This window comes from Enterococcus sp. AZ128 (assembly GCF_051714485.1).
Classification (GTDB): Bacteria; Bacillota; Bacilli; order Lactobacillales; family Enterococcaceae; genus Enterococcus_A.
The window spans coordinates 1,308,723-1,326,130 of record NZ_JBIORZ010000001.1 but is presented as its reverse complement, the minus strand read 5'-3'; the positions used below and the strand labels follow the sequence as shown (position 1 = coordinate 1,326,130).

The following is a 17,408-nucleotide window of genomic DNA, read 5'->3' as shown; positions in this document are numbered from 1 at the left end:
GGTAGGTGAGACGATGGAAATCACATCATTCAATGGACTGCGTTCACTAGTACGTGAAAATAATCAGGTAAAAATTGTTATTGCCATGGCAGATGAGGAAGAGGTTCTGCTGGCAGACGCTGCGACCAAAGAAGGCATTGCAAAATTTATTCTGATTGGGGCTGAAGAACGTATTCAAGGCCTATTTGACAAACATGAATTGTCTCGCGAAAACTTTGAGGTCATCAATGAATGTGACCACAAACAGGCTGCGATAAAAGCGATGAAAATGGTCAAGCAGCAACAGGCAGATATTCCAATGAAGGGGTTACTTCACACTTCTGAGTTTATGGGTGCTGTTCTGAATAAAGAATACGGCTTTGAAAGAACCAAAAGAATCAGTCAGATTACGATTTTCCAAGACCAATCGAATACGTTAACGTTTTTGACGGATTGTGCGATCAATATTGAACAAAGCTTATCCGTAAAAAAAGACATTATTGAAAATGCAGTTCTTGCCGCACGATTGTTTGGGATTCCTTGTCCAAAGGTTGCATTACTAAGTGCAGTTGAAACGATCAATGAAAAAATGCCGGATACAACGATTGGGGCTGTTTTGGTTCAGATGAACAATCGCGGGCAAATCAAGGATTGTTTGATTGATGGTCCGCTTTCACTAGATAATGCCATTTCAAAGGAAGCGGCTACAATCAAGGGGATTCGCAGCTCAGTGGCTGGAGCGGCGGATATCCTAGTAGGCTCTTCGTTGCAGGAAGCCAATACTCTAAGTAAAGCTTTGAACTTTTATGCAGGATTCGAAACGGCATCCATTTTATTGGGAACGAAGGAACCTTTCATTATGACTTCGCGAACAGATACCTTGCAGAACAAAGTGAATTCAATCGCAGCAACTTGTTGGCTCTATCAAAAGCAAAATAGTTCGACATAAAAGAAACGTTCTCCGGTCTAGGTTATTATCAAAGGATTGATTTGATTCTAACCTAGACTTTTTTGAATGGGTCAATGCAGCTGATACGATCTGTTCTCTTATTTCCGAGGAACATGATACAATTTGTAAAGATAAAAAAATCAATAAGTTGGTGATGAAAATGAAAAAAATCAATTATTCAGCTGACGCTGATTGCTTTATTCAAATAGCAGAACCAGAAACAATCACACAAAATAAGCTATTGGTATTGATCCACGGCGGTTATTGGAGACAAGAAAAAGCACTAGATACTATCACTGGAATGCAGGAATTATTTGTCTCCTTGGGATATCTTGTCTGCAACGTAGAATACCGCAGAGGAGTGAATAATCCTTGGCCAATACCACTTATGGATGTCAAATCTGCTATTCGTAAAATCAAAGAGCGGTATCCAACATACGAAATCGTATTGATTGGTCATTCAGTCGGCGGCCAATTAGCGCTTTTGAATGCTGACGAAGCACATCAAATTGTTGCTCTTGCACCAGTTACTGACCTTATCTACACCAATGAGCATCAGTTAGGGGATGATGCGGTTTTAGAATACTTTGGAAGTGCCGCAGATACTAACGAACTACTTGCTGCTTCGCCCTATCATCACCTGCCATTAACGGTAGAAAAATGCTTGATCATCCATGGCAGCGATGATGTTCGTGTGGCTGTCGAGACCACTCTAGATTATGTCAAAAAAAATCTATTAGCTAGGAAAAATATTGAACTGCTGGTTCTTCCGAAGATGGCTCATCAGACTATTATTGAACCAGATCAAGAACATTTTGCATATATTGAAAAGTGGTTGAAGTAAGAGGATAAAGGGACGAAGAAGTGAATACGGCTACGATTCAAAAAACAAATTAATAAAAAAACACAACATTCTTACAGAAGAATTCCTTTGTTTGTAGGAAGGTTGTGTTTTTTTGTTAGTCAGATTACAACAATAATCACTCATCTCTTATTGTTGTAATCTTAAAAACAAAGGCTTGAGTCATTTCTTGAAATTTAGTCACGAATCTCTTTTCTAGGCTTACGATTTGACTGTGCAAACTTTGAAAGTAGGCTTTGAATATGCTGTTTTTATAAAATTGTACACGAACAAAGTCCATCAATAACACGGTAATTCCACCAGCGAACCCACAGTTGTATAGATTGATTCCTGCAGTTAAGTAGTGTGTATTTCTAGTGATCAGTGAGAAGAAGCCGCCGGAAAAAGTTCCAGTCACTAAACCGTATTTACGAGTCATCGGCGATAGTGTGCTGGCAAAGAGAATAATAACGATATTATTGGTGGTGGCAGCGTCATGATAGAAAAATTGAGCAGTCAAAAAGACTCCTAAAGCCGGAAAAAAGAAGTAACGAAACTTGAAGTTGTACATACTAAACCCCGCAAAGGTCAGAATAGCTCCCACTAGAATTCCGCTTAATGGAACCTTTAGAATCAGTGTAAAGATCACTGCAAGGTATCCGTATAGTGAAAAACGGGCGATTTTCTTTAAATCTAAAAGGAGATGCTTTGATCGTGTACTATTTTTTTTATAGAAAAAAAGGAATACTAAGAAGGGAACCGTGAACAGGGTAGCAAGGAAACTAAGCAACGCATGATGGTGCTCGAAGGATAACGCATGCGGGACAACTTTTATAGCTAAAACTTTTCTGGTAGTGAGATTTCCGATAACACCGATGAAGCCGGCGGAGAATCCCATGTTGTAGAGATTAAGCTCTTTTGTGTGGACTTTTAAAATTCGAAGATTGGTAAAATCGTGTAGCCGATTAATATGCCCGCGATAAGTGCAATAACCTTATTGGATAGGAAGGAATGGTCTGGAGCACTATAGATTGTGCTGACGATCGGCGAAAGACAGGTGCTTAATAGCCCCATTACCAATAGATCTTGCCGACCGGAATGATGGATGCGTAAATAAAGTAGACAGCCTAAAATAATCGGCGCGGAATTCACAATGTTTTTCCCAAAAAAGGAAAAGCCGGAGAGCATCATAATGACGGAAACAGTTAAAGAACAAAAGTGGTGTTTATGCTTACGCAGAAGAAACAGACTGCTTAATGTTAAGAGTCCACTATTAAGAAAGGCAGGACCAACACCTGCGATATGAACATAATCGGTTATCAGATTGCTCGGCGAACTGATGATGTGCTGCATCCCAGCAATCAGTTTTTGCGGACTGGCTAAGAAAAAGGCGGCCAACGTAATTGATAAACCATATGTAAATAAAAAGATAAAAATGATGTTTGTAGAAAGTAGTACTTGTTTCGTTTTCCCCAAAGAATCACACTCCTTTAAGTGACTTGAACGACAGTTACCCCCATATTTTGAATCTCATTCAGACATTCCTCTGAACTAAATTGATCCGTTATCAAATAATCAAAGGCTGAGATATCAGCTACTTTAAACTTTGATGTGACACCTATTTTGCGATGATCCGCAACCAGGACCTTACATCTAGTTGTGCGATTGATCATCATTTCATTGATCGTGGCTTCATTCATAAACTGAGTAGTGACGCCATTTTCTAAATCGATTCCGCCGCAGCCGACGATACAGGCATCGGCATTGATAACAGATAATGTATTGAGTGCAAAGTCTCCAACTAAAGCTTCTTTCGGGTAGCGCATCTCGCCGCCCGTCAACACGTAATTGTAGTTAGGATTTTGCGTAGAATAATTAACCTTTAGATTATTGGTTATGATCGTTAAATGATCGGCATGCAAATAATCTAGTGTTTTTAATGCGGTTAAGCTGGAATTGATAAAAATCGTATCGCAATCATGAATGAGCTTGCTGGCCTCATGTGCTAGTGCTTGCTTGATCCGGACTGGACCAGAATGATCACTATCCAGCTTGTTTTCGTAATTGAAAATACAATAGCCGAATTTACGAATGATATCATTTTTTTCCTCAAGTAGATGCAAATCACGACGGATCGTACTTAGTGAAACGTCTAAAGCTTCAGCCAGTTCCAGCGTGGTCATATGTTCTTCTTTTTCTAAAATATCCAAAATGTCTTTATGACGTTTATCAATATTTATGATTGAATTCTTCAAATTAAAGCCTCCTGAAAACCAAAAATCGGTATAGAAAACGTTTTTATACGATTTATTATACATTTATATTGTTGGTTTGAATAGATAAAATCTTAAAAGAATCAAAAAATCATAAAAATCGAGTTATATACGATTGATTAAAAATAGGACTTAAGTATGATAGCTGATACAAAAAAATCAAGTTAAAATATAGGTAACAAGTTACGTATTAGAGAGGATGAATACTCGTTATGAATATTGAAAGTTTGACAGCGGCGTACAAAACGGGGCGTGACAACCAACAACGGGCAATCTTTGCCAGTTTATTTATTTTAGGAAACCGTCTGCAGACATCATTTGATAAGGTCGATCCGCAGGTTACGATGAAACAGTTCATGGTGTTAATCATGATAAAGCAAGTTCCAGAAAAAAGTTTAGACATTACCAGCTGTGGCGATTTATTAGGCTGCTCGAGGCAAAATGCAAAAAAACTAGCCCTCGTCTTAGAGAAGAAAAACCTGATTACTATTTGTCGGAATGCTAAAGATAGGCGAAAAACAGATTTAACCTTGACCGAACATGGAGAAGCCTATTTTCAATCGGTAGCAAAGCTTCATAAAAAAGCACTTGACACTATTTTTGAAGGATACACAGATGAAGAATTGGAACAGTTTTTTATCATTTTTATGAAATTGTATGATGGCGCAGAACAATTAGCTGTACTGGAAGAATCAGGAGGGAAATGAGATGGAGACGATCGTAATCTATTCAACAAAAAAAGGTAGTTCAAAGATCTATGCTGAAGCATTTGCTGAAAACAGAGGGTATCCAATTTTCGCAAGAGAACAGATCTCACAGGAGGTTCTCTCCGAAATAACGAACGTCTATTATTTCGGTAGTGTCTATGCTGGAAAAGTACTGGGTTTAGCAGAATTAAAACAGATATTTTCTAATGATGCTCAATTAACGATTATTTCTGTGGGACTAACTTCAGAAAACGATCACGAGAAATTAACTGAGATCCGTGAAGGAATAGTAAAGGAATTCCCGCAAGCGAACAGTGTCCATCTAAGAGGCCGGTTATCAAAGGAACAATTAAAACTGCCGGAAAAACTGATTATTAAAATGATCAGTAAAACGAGTCAGAAAAAAGCTGTCTCGGAAAAGCTGGATATCGAGAAAGCAATCGAACAGGTGGAACGTGATGGCGGTGTGGATTGTATTGATTTGGACCAATTAAGCAGCATTATTTAATAGAAAGGATTAGATGAAATCATGGGGAAACGGGTAATCATTATTATCGTAGTCATTTTACTACTACTACTATGTGTAAAAATCGGGGCCGATTTTCTGACTAAGCGTACGTTGAAGAAGGTGAAGGTTAATGAAGTAGCTATTTCTCAAGTAGAGAGTGGAGAATACGAGGGGAGTGCTAAAATTGCTCCTGTATCAGCAACAGTTAATGTACAGGTGGAAAATGGAAAGATAACAGGTATTCAAATCAAGGATCATATGACCGGACTTGGAAAGGCTGGCGAAAAAATCGTTGGCGAGATCATCAACAAACAAAGTTTAGAAGTGGACGCCATCAGTGGTGCAACTCAAAGTAGTATGACCATTATTAAAGCAGTAGAGGATGCGTTGCTTTAAGGCCAATAGAATCGTTTCAAATAATGAGCAGAACGAGAATAGAAAGGAGCTATGACAAGACTTTTGTCATAGCTCCTTTTTCCGAACAAACGGTGCTCCAGAAGTACTTCTGCGGAAATAAGCTGAAATTTCTTGAAGGGAGCACTTCTGCAACAACCTCTATTTATTGCTGCTACATTTTACAAGTAATACTTAAACAGGTCCGGCAGATCAACTCTTACTAGCTCTTCTGCTACGAGCACCAATTGATTTTTGGAGTCGTAAACGGAGCCTTTATGATGGATAACTGACAGTCCGCTTTGTACATTAAATAATTTAGCCTGCTGATCAGTCAATTGGCTGATCGATACTTGATTCAAACCTTTATATTTAGGTTCAATTCCAAAAGTATTCAACACTTGATATAAGGAACCCGCCAAATCATTTTTAAATAGGAAGGAATAGGTAGTTGGTAGAAAGTTTCTTTCCAGCATGATTGGAACACCATCAATTTTTCGGAGTCGTTCGACTAGGATGACCCTATCTGTCGAAAAGAGTTCTTTGAATTCTGATGGTACCGTTTCCTCGTTGACTAAAAGTACCTCAGAGTTCAATTTTTTTCCTTGATCAAGACAAACTTGTGTCAAAGATAAACTTTTTTGAGGATCATGTGCCTTTTTTTTAACAAAAGTTCCTTTTCCTTGCAAGCGGGTCAAATAACCTTCTTCAACTAGCTCATCAATCGCTTTTCGTACGGTAATTCTGCTTACACCAAAGCTTTTTTGAAATTGTGCCTCGGAAAGTAGCTTATCTCCAGGAGTCAATTTGCTTTCATTAATCTGTTGCAAGATCGTTTCTTTAATTTGCAAATAGAGAGGTTTATTCTTATCAATAACTTTTTGAGCCATTCGTACACCGCCTTTTCGATTATTATACGTAAAAGAGAATGGTAGTTCAACTATAATACGAGTTTGAATATATGTCATTAACATGTATTGACATACGTGCAAACATGTATTAAACTCGTATTGTCGAAAGGTACAATGTTGGAAAAGCAAAAGAAAGCGAGGAGCTAAGATGGAGTTAAGAGCAATAATCGAGGAAATCAATGATGTGAAACAGTCGATCGGCGGGATCAAAAACGTTGTGTGGTTAGCAGCTGGAGGTAGTTATGGAGGATTTTATCCAGGAGATTACTTTTTAAATCAGGAAGCCCTAAGTATTCGTTCTAAAACTATTACCAGTAATGAGTTTGTGCAATCACCACCCGCTTTTATCGGAGATAATACGTTGGCGGTTGTTTGTTCAATGCGAGGGACACCGGAAACGATTGAGGCGACAAAAGTTGCGAAAGGTTTAGGAGCAACGACTATTGCTTTGTATGTCGAAGAATCTGAATTAACAGAAGTCTGTGATTATAAGGTGATTTATGACTCAGTTGCCGTAGACAGCAGTGATTTTTCTAAAACGAATTCGGCATATGGCTTAAAAATCGCAATGCTGGTGATGGATGTTGTAGAAGGTTACGAACATACTGCTGTTGCTATGGAGAGCTTTGAGAAAGTCAACGAGGTTTACTATCAAGCCGTGTCAGATATTCGAATGAAAGCTATAAAATGGGCAATGCAAAACCGTGAGTCGATGTCCATTCATGTTATGGGGAGCGGTGCAACCTATGGAGCAGCCTATATTTTCTCGATTTGTAATATTATGGAAATGCTGCAGATTGATTCCCCAACCGTTAATAGTTGTGATTTCTTCCATGGACCATTTGAAGTGATTGATGCAGAAACCTCGGTCTTTCTTCTTGTTGGAGAAGGCGGTAGCCGTTCTAATGATGAACGAGCTGCTCGCTTTTTACAAGAATTTGGCGGGATAAAGGTTTTCCAACTAGATTCTAAAAATATCGGTTTAAATAAATTTGATTCAAAGGTCAGCGAACATTTTAATCATTTGATTTTTTCGCCAATCTTAAACAACGTTTTCATGCGAGAATTAGCTTATCAAATCAAAAAAGATTACATGACACGCACTTATATGTGGAAAGCAGAATATAAGTAACCATTCCCTTTGCCCAGCGATGAGAAATCGTTGGGTTATTTTTAGTGAATCAGCTTGATAGTATAATGGAAGAAACATTCATCTCTTGAGACAAGTCGATCCGGCTCATTCTATTACCTAGCATTTTTCCCAACACTCTTCTCGCACATTTTTCCAACAACTGATAGAAGTGTTGAAAGCGGTTAACAGATCCTTGGTACGACAAGCTTAATATCCTGTCGCAAAACTTGGCACGGTAGTTGCATTATATAAAAGTGAGAACAGTTAAAAGGAGGATAGGGAATGAATAAGATTATTTTAGCAAGTCACGGAGATTTTTCGCAGGGGTTGAAGCAGACCGTATCCATGATCATTGGAGATGAAGGAAATATTTTTGCACTGTCAGCATTCCGCGACGAAGATCAGCCCATTAAAAATCAGGTGGAGCAGTTACTAGAAGAAATTGGGTATGATGATGTTTACATTTTGACGGATATTTTTGGAGGAAGTGTCAATAATGATTTATTAAATATCCAGCAAGAGCATCAAGAAATCCATTTATTTACAGGAATGAATTTGCCGTTAGTGATCTCTATTGCGACCCAAACTGGAAAAATCAAGCCAGCTCAATTGGCAACGATTCTTGAAGACAGTCGCCAAGGAATGATTGATTGCAAACAATTATTGACGACAAAAATTAATATTGGAGGGGACGATTTATGATTAAACTCGTTCGAATTGACTATCGTTTATTGCATGGTCAGGTAGTTTTTTCTTGGACCAAATCACAGGGAATCAACCGTATCATCGTAATCAATAAGGAAGCAGCCACAGATGAATTCAAGAAAATGTCGTTGAACTTGGCGAAACCGACGGGAGTAAAGTTGAATATTTTTACTGTCGAGGAGGCGTTATCAAAAATGCCCAAAGTTGAGACTTTAAAGGAAAATATCATGCTGATTTTTGGAAATACAAAAGAAATTTTAGCTTTTTGCGAGGCGTATCCAAAGATCAAAGAAATCAACTATGGCGGGATACCAAAGACGAACAACGGAAAACAATTTGGTAGTGCGATTTTCTTAAATGAAGAGGAACAGGTAGAAGCAAAAAAAATGAAGGAGATGGGGATAAAGCAATATATGCAGCAGATACCAACCTCTAAATCAGAAGATTTAAATAAATTAATTTAAAAAGGAGGGCTTTAAATGTTGGTTCAATCAATAGTTTTAGGGTTGATTGGTGTATTTGTTATGTTAGACTCCCGGCTGTTAGGGCGATTGAATTTTGAACGTCCACTGATCGTGGGAACCCTTGTAGGTTTAGCACTGGGAGATCTGGAGAAGGGGTTGCTAGTAGGAGCCTCGATTGAATTGATTTCACTAGGAGTTGTTCAGGTTGGGGCCGCAGTCCCGGCGGATATGACATTAGGAGCAGTTATCGCAACAGCATTTGCAATTTTATCTGGTTCAAACGCCGAAACAGCTTTAACGATCGCTATTCCCATCGCGATTTTAGGACAGCTTCTAGGAATCTTGATGCGAACTGTCTTAGCTAGTTTGACGCACCGAGCCGATTCATTGATTGAGGAAGGAAAATTTAAAAGCGCACAGCATATTCACATAGTCTGGGGAACGATTTTGTATTCATTGATGTATTTCGTACCGATTTTCTTAGCTATCTATTTTGGTACCGATTTAGTTAAATCAATCGTTGATGCGATTCCTGAATGGATTACTGATGGGTTGAGTTTGGCAAGTAAACTTCTACCAGCATATGGGTTTGCTTTGCTGCTGCAAACGATGTTGTCTAAGAAAATGATGCCGTTTTTAGTTTTAGGGTTTTTGATTACTGCTTATTCAGGATTGGGAATTACAGGTGTCGCTTTATTTGCGGGGATTGTAGCTTTCGTCATGTATCAAATTGAAGCAAATAAATCTGGCGGAAGTGGTGGTAATGGTACAGCAGAAGAGCCTGATGCATTGGATGATTTATAAAAGGAGGTTAACAAAATGGCAAAAGAGAAGGATCAAAACGGTCGTAAATATTGGCAATTTTTCTGGCGTTCATGGGCGATTCAGGACTCTTGGAACTATGAGCGTGCCATGAACATGGGATTTTTATACGGAATTGCTCCAACATTAGACCGTATTTACAAAGACCCTAAAGATGAAGAATTAAAAAAAGAAGCTTATCAACGTCATATGCTTTATTACAATTGCACTCCGCAAACAAGTGCTTTTGTACTGGGCTTAACGGCTTCGATGGAAGAACAATATTATGAAGACCAAGAAGGCTTTAATCCAGATACAATCAACTCAGTAAAAACGTCATTGATGGGACCATTGTCTGGGATCGGCGATTCCTTCTTCCAAGGGACTGTTCGTGTTTTAGCATTTGGATTAGGGATTAATTTAGCACAGCAGGGGAGTATTTTAGGACCAATTTTAGCAATGATCATTTCCTTTGTTCCCTCTTATCTTGTGACTTATTATGGCGGGAAATTCGGTTATAACATGGGAAATAAGTATTTGGCTAAGCTATATGAAGGCGGCTTGATGGACCGGGTGATGTATGTCTGTTCGATTATCGGGCTGATGGTCATTGGCGCAATGATTGCTAGTATGATCGGAATCACGACACCAATCAAATTCGGTAAAACGTTTGTATTGCAAGATGTTTTAGATAGTATTATGCCGCAAATGCTGCCATTTGCATTAACGATGTTTATGTATTGGCTACTACAAAAGAAGGTAAATACGAGCATTATGTTATTAATCTGTATTGTCGGTGGACTGATTTTAAGTGCTTTAGGGATTTTTGTTTAATTCTGATAGTTGAAGCAGACTCGTGATGTGGTGCAAACATCACCGTGTCGTTTCTCTAAATAAAAAGAAAACTGAGGAGGAATTCAGAAAATGAATTCAACGATGGAAGCAAAAGAAATTATCAAAGAGATTGTAGGAAAACATGATGTGAAACACGTTGTTTTCGTTGGCTGCGGCGCGTCAAAAGCAGATTTGTATCCAGCAAAATACTTTTTAGACCAAAATGCGAAGCAATTACGCATTAGTCACTACACAGCCAACGAGTTCAACTTTGCTACACCAACTTCGGTCGATGAGAACACAGTAGTGATCTCGGCTTCTCTTGGAGGTGCAACTCCAGAAACAGTAGAAGCCAATGCCGTTGCCAAAGATAAAGGTGCTACAGTAATTAGTTTAACACGAATAATTGATGCGCCGTTAACAAAAGATGCAGATTATGTGATTTACCACGGCTTTGCTGAGAACTACGCGACCAAACTTGAAAAAACGGGGTATTGCCTGCTTTTAGCAGTGGAGCTGTTAAATCAAGTGGAGGGCTATGAACATTACGATAAGATGATGGATGCCTTTGCTAAGATTTATGACTTGGCACAAGAAAGTGCAGAATCAGCACGTAAAGCAGCCAAACACTTCGCACAACGCTTTAAAGACGAAAAAGTAATTTATATCATGAGTAGTGGTGCTACTCATGAAGTAGCGTATTCATCATCTGTTTGTCTGATGATGGAGATGCAATGGATCAATTCAGGAACCTTCCATGCCGGTGAATTCTTCCACGGACCATTCGAGATCGTTGATAAGGATGTCCCATTCATCTTGTTGATGAACGATGGAAAAACGCGAGCAATTGATTCACGGGCTTTAGCTTTCTTAGATCGCTTCGATGCGAAAACCGAAGTGGTCGATGCTCTAGATTATGGATTATCCGCGCACGTAGAGAAAGAAGTTTTAGACTACTTCAACCCATTTGTTATTACTGCAGTCTTTAGAGTATATGCAGAGGAATTATCTTATGCTAGAGAACATCCGCTTACAAAACGTCGTTATATGTGGAAACTTTCTTACTAGTCGCAAAATTTTTGCGAAAAAACTGAGATATGGCATCTCGGTTTTTTCGCATTATTAGAAATTTTAGTCTCTTAGAGGAAAAGAAATGCTATACAATAGAAATGAAGGTACATCAAATCGATTAAAAGCAGGTGATGAAATGAAAAAGGAATTGGATGATTATTTATATGAATTAACGATGAATCTAAAAGAAGGAGCTGAGGAACGTTTCTCGGCCTATAAAATCGCTGAGTCACTGCAACTAAATCGAAGTACCATCAGCAGTTATCTAAATCAAGCATTTCGCGAAGGAGAACTAGTAAAAATCAAAAGTTATCCAGTCTTATTTTTACATAAAGGAGCGTTAGAGAATGCTTCGATTGAAGTGGATAAATTAGAATATGACTCGCTAAAGGAATTATTTACGCAAGATAATGGAAACGCGATTGAAGAAATCATTGGGGCTAGTGGGAGTTTAAAGGAAGCGATCGATCAAATCAAGACGGCTGTGTTATATCCTCATAATGGGTTGCCGATCTTACTGATGGGAGTAAGCGGGTCAGGAAAGACTTTTTTAGCAGAGAAAATTCATGCATATGCCAAAGAACAGCAGGTGATTGATCATAAGGCGCCATTTATCGCGTACAATTGTGCCCAATATTTCAATAACCCAGAGTTATTATCATCAGCGTTATTCGGTCATACCAAAGGAGCTTTCACTGGAGCAGATCAGGAACATAATGGATTGATCGAAAAGGCAGATGGAGGTATTTTATTTTTAGATGAGGTTCACAGATTGTCAGAAGAAGGACAGGAAAAATTATTCACCTTTATGGATACTGGAGAATTTTCACCGATGGGAGATACAAGTATTCGGCGAAAGGGTAATGTCCGTTTAATCTTTGCTACTACTGAGAATGTTTATTCGACTTTCTTGCCTACTTTTTTAAGACGGCTGCCAGTAATTGTTACTTTACCAAAATTTCAAAATCGCCCACAATCTGAACGTCTGCGTTTGATTGATTCATTTTTTATTGCAGAAAGCAGTATTTTAGATAAAGAGTTGCAAGTCTCCTATCAAATGATTGATTTCCTTTTGAACAGTGATCTAGAAGGGAATGTAGGGAAAATCAAAAACATCATCAAGTACGCTTGCGGAAATGCCTACGTTCATGAAAAAAATAAGCAGGTTATTGCGGTTCGGTTGAAGGATTTACCGCTAGAATATAATCTGAAATTTAAGGAACAGTTTAGCAAGCCGAAAAAGAGGATGTCGGATCGTACCTATTTACCGAATACCAAGCAGCAGGTCCATCTAGAGAGCAAAGAAACACAGATTCTTCGCAGTTTTTTTTCCGAAGTAGTTTCTGAGTTCAAAAAGGTCCAACAAAAAGAAAGCTTAGCGCAAAATTTTATAGAAGATAACGCGAACCGAGTGACCCAAATGATGGATGAGTTTCTTTTTCAAGGAACCTATGAAAAAGAAGAATCGCTTTATTCAGTTCTGACCTATCATATTCGTCAAACCTTGGATATGATGTATGAAAATTATGGGTTCGAACAGGATGGTAATCGAGTGGTCTCCTTGGCTAGTTATCTTTATCTAAAGGATAACGCAGACATCTTAAGCAGTGATTATGAATGGCAAGAATTAAAGAACGGATTGATAGAGTTTTTGGACTCTTTCCTAGAAACGCCATTTTGGTATGCTAAAAAATTATTAACCTACCTATCGCAGCAATTAGACCAGCAGATTCTAGAAGAAGACATTGTTTTTGTAACATTTTACTTTTACAGTTTGCAGATCAGTGATTTGCCAAATGATGTGAAATGTATCGTATTGGCACATGGCTATTCGACAGCCAGCAGTTTAGCCAACGTGGTGAATCGGATGTTAGGAAAGAATGTTTTCCAAGCATACGACATGCCGATCAACATCACTCTTGATAAAGTTGAAAGTCAAATTATTCGCTATATTAATGATTACCGAACAGATTCTGGTTTGATTTTATTAGTGGACATGGGGTCCTTCAATCAATTAGGAGAACGTTTGTCAAATCATATCAAGAGTCCGCTAGTGATTATTGACAACGTTAGTACGCCGCTTGTCTTAGAGGTCGGTCAGCATATTGTGAATGGCGATAGTGTAACAGAAGTGTATGAGGCGATAACCGTAGAACATCGAATTCAAAAACAATTAATAATTCCAGAGGTCAACAAGAAAAAGGCAATCATTACCTGTTGCTATACTGGTATGGGAAGTGCTACACAAATTCAGGAAATCTTACAAAAATGTTTGGGTGATTCTGCTAAAGAACTGACGATTCTTCCCTATGATTATAAAAAATTAGCGGAAAATAAGATGTACGAAACGCCCTTTCAATTGTACGATGTTTTGATGATTGTCGGTACTGAAAACCCCAAGATCAATCAAATTCCTTACATTGGTTTAGATCAGTTGATCAACGGTGAAGCTGTTTCTGAATTTGCGGAATTATTGCAGGAACAGGTCGATATTGATGGAGAGGCTTTTAAAAGCCAATTAATCTTCAATTTTTCGATTAACAAAATTGTAGAGAATTTGACGATATTAGACGCGACGAAAGTTCTGCAACTCGTTCAAAAAGCAGTTAAGGAGCTAGAGAAATTGATGGGAATTGAATTCTCAAATAATCAGCTTTTTCTGCTTTATATGCATTGCTGTTCCATGATCGAACGGATTTTGCGGAAAGAAAGCGTGGATGAACAAGAGGATATCGAAGAATACGTACAGAAGGAGGGCCATAATATGGAACTGATCCATCAGGCGTTCCAAGAAGTTGAAAAGGAATATACGATCGAGATTCCGTTGTTAGAGCTTCGGTTATTAAATGACATTGTGAAGGACTAGGTGAAGAAATGGGAAAAGCAGTTATATTTGATATGGATGGCGTGTTAATTGATAGTGAGCCGTTCTATTTTGAACGGCGAATGGACTATTTTAAGCTGAAAGGTATCCAACCCGGATCAAATAAATTTGAAGACTATGTTGGTAATTCTGAAAAACAAACATGGGAAATGCTGGTTCCTAATGATGAAATCAAACGAAATCAGCTTCAACTGGAATACATTCACTACAAAAAACAAAATCGAATTGACTTTTCAAAGGCATTAAGGGATTCAGTTCCTAATGTATTAGAGGAATTGACGAAAGCGGGTTTTTCACTGGGGTTGGCATCGTCTTCCCCTCGCAGTGAAATCAATCAAATGTTATCTGATTGCAAGTTGAATATCTATTTTTCTTATACGATCAGCGGCGAAGAAGTAAAGGAAAGCAAACCGAACCCAGAAATTTATTTGATCAGTCGGGAAGCATTAAAATGTGACGACTGTTTAGCCGTTGAAGATTCAACTTTAGGAATCGCCGCTGCGAAAGCGGCAGGGATTTACACTGTTGCTTTGAAGCAAGATTTTATGATGGATCAAAATGCAGCAGATATTATTATTGAAGATCTGAAGGAAATAAGGACATTGCCAAAGTTAACACGTTAATATCAGCGAGAACTCCTTATCCAAAAAATAAGGAGTTCTTTTGATAATTTTTTATTGCAAATCAGATTTTTTTGTATTAGAATTACGTCAATCGATAATCATGCATTGAAGAGAAGAGTAGTTGACCGTGAAACGATTAAAGAGACCCTCGGCAGGTGAAAAGAGGGATCGTGGAAAATCAATGAAGATGAGCTCTGAGCCTTCAGTTTGTTCACGCAAGCTGGACGGGAAGCGACCGTTATATCGCCGGGTATGTCTGTACCGTTGAGGTATTGTCTGTGAAGATAATACGAATAAGGGTGGTAACGCGAAAATATTCGTCCCTTTATTTATCAGGATTCTGGTAGATAAAGGGATGGATATTTTTTTTATTTGTCAAAAAAAATTGGGAGAGTGTTTGTATGAAAAAATTTGGTTTTGTTCTATTGGTTCTAAGCTGTATTACCTTCTTGGCCGCTTGTGGTTCCAACTCAGCTGAGAAAGCGAATAAAATAAAAATTGGTGCCTCACCAACTCCTCATGCTGAAATTCTGGAACACATCAAACCAGAATTAAAGAAAAAAGGGATTGATTTGGAAATCGTAAAGTTTGATGATTATGTTTTACCGAACAAGGCGCTAGAAAATGGCGATATTGATGCAAACTATTTTTCGACGGTTCCATATTTCAATTTGCAAAAGAAAGAGAATGGTTATAAATTCTCAAATGTAGGAGCTATTCATCTTGAACCGATGGGGATTTACTCTCAAAAGATAAAAAAGGTTAGCGAAATACCCAATGGAGCAAAAGTTATTGTTTCCAATGTTCCTTCTGAATGGGGAAGAGTACTAAATATCTTTGTAAAAAACAATTTGATAAAAATCAAAACAGGCGTAGCAATCGACAAAGCAACTTTCGATGATATAACTGAGAATCCTAAGAACTTAGTATTTGAGCATAGCGTTGATCCGACCTTGCTAACCTCGGCCTACGAAAACAACGAAGGGGATTTAGTTGCGATCAATTCAAATTTTGCTTACGAAAAGGGTTTGAACCCAGTAAAAGATTCATTGATGATTGAACAAAATGATTCTCCTTATGTCAATATTGTAGCGACAAGAACAGAAGATAAAAATAGCAAAGAAATAAAGACCATCGTGGAAGTTTTACATGAACCGAAAGTTCAAAAATGGATTGAGAAGAAATGGGGCGGCTCGATCGTACCTGTCAATGAATAATCAATAGAAGGAATAGGTGAATATTATGGAACGAGCAATTTTTGCAGGAGGCTGCTTTTGGTGTATGGTGAAGCCCTTTGACAGTCTGCCAGGAATCGAATCCGTCATTTCTGGTTATACAGGAGGAGTAACTGAGAATCCGATTTATTTGGAAGTAAAGAGCGGAACTACTGGACATACTGAAGCCGTTGAAATTATCTTTAATCCAGAGTTGATATCCTATCGTGAATTAGTGGAAATCTATTGGCAGCAAACAGACCCGACAGACGCATTTGGTCAATTCGAAGATCGTGGTAGCAGCTATCGTCCAGTTATCTACTATTATAATGAGCAACAGAAAAAGGAAGCAGAAGAAAGTCGAGCGGTGTTACAAACTAGTGGACGCTTTGATCAACCAATTGTGACTCAGATTGAACCTGCAACCATTTTTTATCCCGCTGAAGCTGAGCATCAGGAATATTATCAAAGAAACCCAGAAAATTATCATAGGAATGCGGAAAGAAGAAAGACGTTTATTCGTGAATTCTGGTAAAAAGAATTCTGTGAGATCCTAGCTATAAAATAAATGTTCATATTTTCCTCTAAAACCTCGCAAAAAGTGTCTGAGTGTTGAGAGGTTTCTGAATAGTAAACGAATTATAATGAGCTAGAGGGGAAGGGATTGTATGGCGACCACAAGAATTGAAGCGATTTTTAATGAAAATATTGAAAGAGTTTGGGAGGTAGTCACGTCATTATCTGATGTAAAATGGCGAAGTGACCTTAGTAAGATTGAGGTTCTAGATGATCCAACTATCTTTATTGAATATACTAAGCAGGGATTTCCTACAAAATTTACAATCACTGCTTTTGTTGCGCCACGATTTTACGCATTTACTATGGAGAATGACAACATATCCGGAAAATGGACTGGCGAATTTCAACAATTGACGGATCAGCAAACGAAGATTGTTTTTACTGAGGATGTTCTAGCAAAGAAATTCTACATGAAACCTTTTGTAAAGAGTTACTTAAAAAAGCAACAACAAACCTATGTTCATGATCTAGCAGCTTATTTGGAAAAGACAACAAAAGTTTAAACGATAAAAATTGAAAGAGTAAGGAACAATGGTTTTC

At 38.2% G+C, this 17,408-nt stretch carries 20 protein-coding genes and 1 other annotated feature; of the genes, 16 read left to right on the top strand and 4 right to left on the bottom strand.

Going from position 1 to position 17,408, the window contains the following annotated elements; translation table 11 throughout:
- Nucleotides 1-13: 13 nt before the first annotated feature.
- Together IGI38_RS06505 and IGI38_RS06500 are read left to right on the top strand one after the other, a co-directional pair.
- Complete coding sequence (locus IGI38_RS06505) at nucleotides 14-928, top strand: phosphate acyltransferase (RefSeq protein WP_438728045.1); 915 nt, start codon at nucleotides 14-16, stop codon at nucleotides 926-928.
- A 160-nt stretch (nucleotides 929-1,088) separates the two neighbouring features.
- The gene (locus IGI38_RS06500) at nucleotides 1,089-1,772 is read left to right on the top strand and encodes an alpha/beta hydrolase (RefSeq protein WP_438728043.1); all 684 of its coding nucleotides are present in this window, start codon (nucleotides 1,089-1,091) and stop codon (nucleotides 1,770-1,772) included.
- A 136-nt stretch (nucleotides 1,773-1,908) separates the two neighbouring features.
- Here the strand turns inward: IGI38_RS06500 and IGI38_RS06495 are convergent, their stop codons facing one another.
- The 3 genes from IGI38_RS06495 to IGI38_RS06485 are packed head-to-tail and all read right to left on the bottom strand — an operon-like array spanning nucleotide 1,909 to nucleotide 4,024.
- Entirely contained in the window at nucleotides 1,909-2,667 is a 759-nt protein-coding gene (locus IGI38_RS06495; RefSeq protein WP_438728041.1) for a DUF1576 domain-containing protein, read from the bottom strand.
- A 32-nt stretch (nucleotides 2,668-2,699) separates the two neighbouring features.
- Nucleotides 2,700-3,245 carry a DUF1576 domain-containing protein gene (locus IGI38_RS06490; protein WP_438728039.1) on the bottom strand — a complete coding sequence of 182 codons (546 nt, stop codon included), beginning with the start codon at nucleotides 3,243-3,245 and terminating at the stop codon, nucleotides 2,700-2,702.
- A gap of 14 nt (nucleotides 3,246-3,259) precedes the next feature.
- Nucleotides 3,260-4,024 carry a DeoR/GlpR family DNA-binding transcription regulator gene (locus IGI38_RS06485; RefSeq protein WP_438728037.1) on the bottom strand — a complete coding sequence of 255 codons (765 nt, stop codon included), beginning with the start codon at nucleotides 4,022-4,024 and terminating at the stop codon, nucleotides 3,260-3,262.
- Nucleotides 4,025-4,254: 230 nt separating this feature from the next.
- Between IGI38_RS06485 and IGI38_RS06480 the strand changes: the two genes are divergently transcribed.
- From IGI38_RS06480 to IGI38_RS06470, 3 genes are read left to right on the top strand one after another with little or no spacing between them, the layout of a single operon-like run.
- Complete coding sequence (locus tag IGI38_RS06480) at nucleotides 4,255-4,749, top strand: MarR family winged helix-turn-helix transcriptional regulator (RefSeq protein ID WP_438728035.1); 495 nt, start codon at nucleotides 4,255-4,257, stop codon at nucleotides 4,747-4,749.
- 1 nt (nucleotide 4,750) lies between these two features.
- The gene (locus tag IGI38_RS06475) at nucleotides 4,751-5,257 is read left to right on the top strand and encodes a flavodoxin domain-containing protein (protein WP_438728033.1); all 507 of its coding nucleotides are present in this window, start codon (nucleotides 4,751-4,753) and stop codon (nucleotides 5,255-5,257) included.
- Between the two features lie 21 nt (nucleotides 5,258-5,278).
- Nucleotides 5,279-5,653, top strand: a complete 375-nt coding sequence (locus IGI38_RS06470) for an FMN-binding protein (protein WP_438728031.1) — start codon at nucleotides 5,279-5,281, stop codon at nucleotides 5,651-5,653.
- A 179-nt stretch (nucleotides 5,654-5,832) separates the two neighbouring features.
- Here IGI38_RS06470 and IGI38_RS06465 read toward each other — a convergent pair whose 3' ends face one another.
- Nucleotides 5,833-6,618: a GntR family transcriptional regulator gene (locus IGI38_RS06465; RefSeq protein WP_438728029.1), complete on the bottom strand. Its 786-nt coding sequence runs from the start codon at nucleotides 6,616-6,618 to the stop codon at nucleotides 5,833-5,835.
- 91 nt (nucleotides 6,619-6,709) lie between these two features.
- On the opposite strand from IGI38_RS06465, the gene IGI38_RS06460 reads away from it, so the two are divergent.
- The 11 genes from IGI38_RS06460 (at nucleotide 6,710) to IGI38_RS06410 (ending at nucleotide 17,371) form a co-directional block, all read left to right on the top strand.
- On the top strand, nucleotides 6,710-7,693 hold the full coding sequence (locus IGI38_RS06460; RefSeq protein ID WP_438728027.1) for a sugar isomerase: 984 nt from the start codon (nucleotides 6,710-6,712) through the stop codon (nucleotides 7,691-7,693).
- Nucleotides 7,694-7,975: 282 nt separating this feature from the next.
- Complete coding sequence (locus IGI38_RS06455; protein ID WP_438728025.1) at nucleotides 7,976-8,395, top strand: PTS sugar transporter subunit IIA; 420 nt, start codon at nucleotides 7,976-7,978, stop codon at nucleotides 8,393-8,395.
- Nucleotides 8,392-8,862 carry a PTS sugar transporter subunit IIB gene (locus IGI38_RS06450; RefSeq protein ID WP_438728023.1) on the top strand — a complete coding sequence of 157 codons (471 nt, stop codon included), beginning with the start codon at nucleotides 8,392-8,394 and terminating at the stop codon, nucleotides 8,860-8,862. The genes IGI38_RS06455 and IGI38_RS06450 overlap by 4 nt, the downstream gene beginning before the upstream one ends.
- A 15-nt stretch (nucleotides 8,863-8,877) precedes the next feature.
- Nucleotides 8,878-9,666: a PTS mannose/fructose/sorbose/N-acetylgalactosamine transporter subunit IIC gene (locus tag IGI38_RS06445; RefSeq protein WP_438728021.1), complete on the top strand. Its 789-nt coding sequence runs from the start codon at nucleotides 8,878-8,880 to the stop codon at nucleotides 9,664-9,666.
- Between the two features lie 15 nt (nucleotides 9,667-9,681).
- Nucleotides 9,682-10,497 carry a PTS system mannose/fructose/sorbose family transporter subunit IID gene (locus IGI38_RS06440; RefSeq protein ID WP_438728019.1) on the top strand — a complete coding sequence of 272 codons (816 nt, stop codon included), beginning with the start codon at nucleotides 9,682-9,684 and terminating at the stop codon, nucleotides 10,495-10,497.
- Nucleotides 10,498-10,587: 90 nt separating this feature from the next.
- Nucleotides 10,588-11,565, top strand: a complete 978-nt coding sequence (locus tag IGI38_RS06435; RefSeq protein WP_438728017.1) for an SIS domain-containing protein — start codon at nucleotides 10,588-10,590, stop codon at nucleotides 11,563-11,565.
- 139 nt (nucleotides 11,566-11,704) lie between these two features.
- Nucleotides 11,705-14,434 (top strand): sigma 54-interacting transcriptional regulator, encoded by a 2,730-nt coding sequence (locus IGI38_RS06430; RefSeq protein WP_438728015.1) that lies wholly within the window; start codon nucleotides 11,705-11,707, stop codon nucleotides 14,432-14,434.
- 8 nt (nucleotides 14,435-14,442) lie between these two features.
- Complete coding sequence (locus IGI38_RS06425; protein WP_438728013.1) at nucleotides 14,443-15,075, top strand: HAD family hydrolase; 633 nt, start codon at nucleotides 14,443-14,445, stop codon at nucleotides 15,073-15,075.
- A gap of 96 nt (nucleotides 15,076-15,171) precedes the next feature.
- Nucleotides 15,172-15,403: a binding site (T-box leader), on the top strand.
- A 73-nt stretch (nucleotides 15,404-15,476) separates the two neighbouring features.
- A complete protein-coding gene (locus IGI38_RS06420; RefSeq protein ID WP_438728011.1) occupies nucleotides 15,477-16,292 on the top strand; it encodes a MetQ/NlpA family ABC transporter substrate-binding protein in 816 nt (271 codons plus the stop codon).
- Between the two features lie 25 nt (nucleotides 16,293-16,317).
- Entirely contained in the window at nucleotides 16,318-16,824 is a 507-nt protein-coding gene (gene msrA, locus IGI38_RS06415) for a peptide-methionine (S)-S-oxide reductase MsrA (protein ID WP_438728009.1), read from the top strand.
- Between the two features lie 133 nt (nucleotides 16,825-16,957).
- Nucleotides 16,958-17,371 (top strand): SRPBCC family protein, encoded by a 414-nt coding sequence (locus IGI38_RS06410; protein ID WP_438728007.1) that lies wholly within the window; start codon nucleotides 16,958-16,960, stop codon nucleotides 17,369-17,371.
- The last annotated feature ends 37 nt before the right edge of the window (nucleotides 17,372-17,408 follow it).